The organism is Streptomyces sp. NPDC059455 (genome assembly GCF_042750115.1).
Classification (GTDB): domain Bacteria; phylum Actinomycetota; class Actinomycetes; order Streptomycetales; family Streptomycetaceae; genus Streptomyces; species Streptomyces endocoffeicus.
The window spans coordinates 1-4,002 of sequence record NZ_JBHYVB010000414.1; the positions used below are offsets into that span (position 1 = coordinate 1).

General features: G+C 74.7%; 1 protein-coding gene and 1 pseudogene. One reads left to right on the forward strand and one right to left on the reverse strand.

The window, feature by feature from the left end; translation table 11 throughout:
• Nucleotides 1–2,310 (forward strand): annotated as a pseudogene (locus tag ACFXB5_RS52970) (hypothetical protein); the annotation flags it as partial.
• 10 nt (nucleotides 2,311–2,320) lie between these two features.
• On the opposite strand, the gene ACFXB5_RS52975 reads toward ACFXB5_RS52970, so the two are convergent.
• A partial coding sequence (locus tag ACFXB5_RS52975) for an Ig-like domain repeat protein (RefSeq protein ID WP_385223143.1) occupies nucleotides 2,321–4,002 on the reverse strand: 1,682 nt, incomplete at its 5' end.

The window sequence follows — 4,002 nt, forward strand, 5'->3', positions numbered from 1 at the left end:
GAGGACAGCGGGGTCTTCCTCGTGCCGCCGAACCCGGCGATGCACGACGAGCGCGCCGCCGACGACGAGCGGCGCGGGCTGCGGGCCCGTGCCACCGCGCGGGACGAGGAGATCAGGGCGCTCGCCGCGCGGCTGGCCGGGGACCGGGCGCTGTCCGCGCGGCTCGCCTCCTGGCGCACCGGCTGCCCGCCCGGGCGGCTCGCGGAGCTCGCGGCCGCGGCCGAGACCGGACGGGAGACCGCCGACACCGCGCAGCGCGACCTCGTGGAGGCACGTACGGCACGGGCCGAGGCCGACGAGGCCGCCACCGAGGCCGCCCGCGTCCGGGACGAGCGCCAGGAGGCGGCGCAGCGGGCCCGCCGGGTGGCGGACGCGCTGGCCGGTCTGGCGTACCGGCTGCGGGAGCGCGCCACCTGGCAGACCCGGCTGCGCGAACTGGCCGAGGAGGCCGTCGAGTACGAGGAGCGCGCCGCGGGCTGTGTGGACCGGGCCCGCGCCGCCGACGAGGACCGGCGCGCCGCCCAGCGCGCGGCCGACGACGCGCGCCGTACCGCCCGTGCCCTGCGCGCCGAGCGCGCGGAGATCGCGGGCGCCCCCGACGACCTCGGTGAGGCCACCGAGCCGCCCTCCGCCTCGCTGCCCGCGCTCCGCGAGGCCTACCGCGCCGCCTCCCAGGTCTACGAGAAGGTCGGCGTCGGCGCCGACCTCCGCGCCGAACAGGCCCGCGCCGAAAGCGACGAGAGCGCGGCCCTCGCCACCCTCGACCGGCTCACCAACAAGGTCCGCACCCGCGCGGCCCAGCTCCTGGAGGGCACCGACGGCGCCGACGGCCCCTCCCGGCAGGCCGCCGCCGCCCGCGCCGAATCGCTGGTCCAGATGCTGGAGAGCCGCGCGTCGGCGGCGAGCGAGCAGCTGGGCCGGCTGCGCGGCGAGGCCGAGCGGCTGGCCCCCGCCGACGGCGAGGCCCACACCGAGCTGCCGGAGGAGACGGTCCCGGCCGACGCCGAGCAGGCGAAGGAGCTGCTGCGCACCGCCAACGGTGAACTGGCCGCCCGTACGGACGCCCTGGACACCGCCCGCACCGCCCACGCCGACATGGTGCGCGCCCACCGCGCCGCCGAGGACGCCGCGGGCGGCTTCGACGAGACCGCCGCCCTGCTGCGGGATCTGCTGCGGGACGGCCCCGGCGCGGAGGACGACGGCGAGCGGCCCGAGCCGTACGCCGGGGATCTCGCCGAGGCCCGTCAGGCCGCCGCCGAGACCCGCCGCTCACTGCGCGGCTGCGCCGCCGACCTGTCGGCGGCCGAGTCGTCGGTGCGGGAGGCGAGCGACGTCCTCGTACGGCACGCCAACTCCACCCGCTACGAGCAGGTGCGCACCCCCGCCCGCCAGCAGATCCGGGAGCTCCCCGCGGCCGCGCTGCCCGAGCACGCCGCCGCCTGGGCCGAGGCGTTCGCGCCCCGGCTGCGTGTGCTCACCGACGAGCTGGAGCAGCTGGAGCGCAACCGCGACTCGATCGTGGACCGGCTGCGCGGCCTCGTCGAGTCCTGCCTCGCCACGCTGCGTTCGGCGCAGCGGCTCTCCCGGCTCCCGGAGGGGCTCGGCGAGTGGTCGGGCCAGGAGTTCCTGCGGATCCGCTTCGAGGACCCCGACCAGGCCTCGCTCACCGAGCGGCTCGGCGAGGTCATCGACGAGGCCACCCGCTCCGCCGTCCGGAAGAACTCCGATCTGCGCCGGGACGGCATGTCGCTGCTGCTGCGCGGGGTCCATGCCGCGCTCCAGCCGCGCGGAGTGGCCGTGGAGATTCTCAATCCGGACGCGGTGCTGCGGGCCGAGCGGGTGCCGGTGGGGCAGATGGGCGATGTGTTCTCCGGCGGCCAGCTGCTGACCGCCGCCATCGCGCTGTACTGCACGATGGCGGCCCTGCGCAGCAACGACCGGGGCCGGGACAAGCACCGCCACGCGGGCACGCTCTTCCTCGACAACCCCCTCGGCCGCGCCAACGCCACCTATCTGCTGGAGCTCCAGCGGGCGGTGGCGGACGCGCTGGGGGTGCAGCTGCTCTATACGACGGGGCTGTTCGACACCACGGCGCTGGCCGAGTTCCCGCTGGTGATCCGGCTCCGCAATGACGCGGATCTGCGGGCCGGGCTGAAGTACATCAGCGTCGAGGAGCATCTGCGGCCGGGTCTGCCGGTCCGCGAGCCGGAGGAGGAGCAGCAGGTGCACGGCCAGATCACCGCCACCCGGATGTACCGCCGCCCCGAGGCGGACGCGGAGGCACCCGCCGAGGCGGCGGACCGGACATGAGCCCGGCGGGCTACCCCGAACCGGTGTTCACCGTCTGGGTGATGGACGCCGAGGAGGCCGCGAAGTTGACATCGCCGTGGTAGTTGGCGGTGACGGTGTGCGTCCCCTTCTGCAGCGGGTTGAACGTCGCGGAGGCGGTGCCGTTCACCAGCGTCACCACCTGGGGGGTGCGATCGGTGATGGCCAGGGTGACGGTCCCGGTGGGCGTCCCCACGCCGGGGGCGACGGGGGACACGGTCGCGGTGACCGTCACCGGATCGCTCACCAAAGAGGGATTCGGGGAGGAGACCACGGCCGTGGTGGTGGCCGCCTTGTTCACGGTCTGGGTGTCGGTGCCGCTGGACGCGCTGAAGTTGGTGTCCCCGTTGTAGGTGGCCGTGATGGTGAACGGGCTCCCGGTGGTGGTCGTGTAGGTGTGGGTGACGGTCGCGATGCCGCCGGAGAGGATGCCCACGGCGGTGTTGGTGCCGTCGCCGAAGGAGAAGGTGACCGCTCCGACCGGGGCGCCGGACGCGGACGAGACCGTCGCCCTGATGGTCACCGACTGACCCACCACCGAGGGGTCGGGGGTCGAGGTCACCGTGGTGGTGGTCGCGGCCTTGTTGTTGATGGTCTGGGTGTCGGTGCCGCTGGACGCGCTGAAGTTGGTGTCCCCGTTGTAGGTGGCCGTGATGGGGAAGGGGCTGCCCGTCCTGGTGGTGTAGGTGTGGTTGACGGTCGCGACGCTGCCGGAGAGGGTCACGGTGCTGTTGCCCGTACCGTCGCCGAAGCTGAAGGTCACGGTGCCGGTGGGGGTTCCGGCGCCGGGGGAGAGGGATGCCACGGTAGCGGTGAGGGTCACGGACTGCCCGGTCGCGGACGGGTCCGGCGCGGAGACCACGGTCGTGGTGGTGGCCGCCCGGCCCACGGCCTGGCTGTCGGTGCCGGTGGAGGTCGTGTAGTTGGTGTCGCCGTTGTAGGTGGCGGTGACCGGGTAGGGGCTGCCGGTCCTGGTGGTGTAGGCGTGGGTGGTGGTGGCCGTGCCTCCGGACAGCGGCGCGGTGACGGTCGGTGCGCCGTCCCCGAAGGAGAAGGTGACCGTCCCGGTCGGGATTCCGGCGCCGGGGAGGACCGATGCCACGGTGGCGGTGAGCGTGACGGTCTGGCCGGTGACGCTGGGGTCGGGCGTGGAGGCGACGGTGGTCGTCGTGGCCGCCTTGTTGACCGTCTGGGTGTCGGTGCCGGTGGACGAGGTGTAGCCGTTGTCGCCGTTGTAGGTGGCGGTGATGGTGTACGGGCTGCCCGAGGTCCCCGCGTAGGCGTGGGTCACGGTGGCCACGCCCCCGGCGACCGGCGCCGTGGCGGTCGGTGTGCCGTCCCCGAAGGAGAAGGTGACGGTGCCGGTGGGCGTTCCGGCGCCCGGGGCGAACGCGGTGACGGTGGCGGTGAGGGTGACGCTCTGGCCGGTGACACCGGGGTCGGGCGAGGAGGACACCGCCGTCGTGGTGGCCGCCTTGTTGACGGTCTGGGTGTCGGTGCCGGTGGAGGGCGCGAAGCCGGTGTCGCCGTTGTAGGTGGCGGTGACCGTGAAAGGGCTGCCCGCGGCGGTGCTGTACGTGTGGGTCACGGTGGCCACGCCCCCGGCGACCGGCGCCGTGGCGGTCGGTGTGCCGTCCCCGAAGGAGAAGGTGACGGTGCCGGTGGGCGTTCCGG